The sequence below is a fragment of the Mycobacterium sp. E3247 genome (assembly GCF_001667785.1).
Taxonomy (GTDB): domain Bacteria; phylum Actinomycetota; class Actinomycetes; order Mycobacteriales; family Mycobacteriaceae; genus Mycobacterium.
In genome coordinates this window covers 1-1,136 of sequence record NZ_LZJG01000068.1, presented here as the reverse complement: position 1 = coordinate 1,136, position 1,136 = coordinate 1, and the positions used below count along the sequence as shown (strand labels likewise).

General features: G+C 66.3%; 1 protein-coding gene. It reads right to left on the bottom strand.

Translation table 11 applies throughout. From position 1 onward, the window contains the following. On the bottom strand, positions 1-1,136 hold a 1,136-nt coding region (locus A9X04_RS03670; RefSeq protein ID WP_156764205.1), incomplete at both ends, for an MMPL family transporter.

The window sequence follows — 1,136 nt, the reverse complement described above, 5'->3', positions numbered from 1 at the left end:
GCCAGCGCGCAGGCCGCCGCGAGTACCGCGCCCGGCCAGCGGACGATGGCGGTGCCGATCCGCCGCCAGCCGCGGGTTCGGATCGCCCGCTTGGGGTCGAAGATGCCCACCTTGGCGCCCAAGGTGAGGATCGCGGGCCCCAGGGTGAGCGCGGCGAAAAGCGCGACGAGGATGCCCAACGCGGCGGGTATGCCCAGGCTCTGGAAGTACGGCAGCCGGGTGAAGCTCAGGCAGGCGACCGCGCCGGCCACGGTGAGCCCGGAGCCCAAGACGATGTGCGTCGTGCCGTGATACATGGTGTAGAAAGCTCTTTCGCGGTCCTCGCCGGTTCCGCGCGCTTCCTGGTAGCGGCCCACGAAAAATATCGCGTAGTCGGTACCGGCGGCGATCACCAAGAGCGTCAACAGGTTCGTCGCATACGTCGACAACCCGATGACGCCGGCATTTCCGAGAAACGCGACGAGGCCGCGCGCGGCCGACATCTCGATCAGGACCGTGGCTAGGACCAGCAGGGTGGTGAGCACGGAGCGGTAGACGAAGAACAGCATCAGCGCGATCACGCCGACGGTGATCGTGGTGACCTTCGCGGTCCCCTTGCTGCCGACGTCGAACTGATCGGAGATCAGTGGCGCCGCGCCGGTCACATAGGCCTTGACGCCGGGCGGTGGCTTCATACGCTCGACGATGTCGCGGATGGCGCCGACGCCCTCGTTGGCCAGCGCGGAACCCTGATTACCGGCGAGATTCACCTGAACGTAAGCGGCCTTGCCGTCGCTGCTCTGCGACCCTGCCGCGGTGAGGGTGTCGCCCCAGTAGTCCTGAACGTGCTCGACGTGCTTCTTGTCCTGCTCAAGCCTGCGAACCATCTCGTCGTAGAACTTGTGCGCGTCCGCGCCGAGTGGCTTGTCGCCTTCCAGTACGACCATGGCCGAGCTGTCGGTGTCGAACTCTCCGAACTTCTCACCGATCCGCTTGATTGCCTTGAGCGACGGGGCGTCGGGCGAGTTCAGGGCCACATTGTGTGTCTTCCCAACCTCTTCCAACTGCGGCACCGCGATGTTGGTGACGGCGGCCAGCCCCACCCAGAACAGCAGGATCGGCAACGCGAGCCGGCGGATGGTGCGGGGGACAACGGC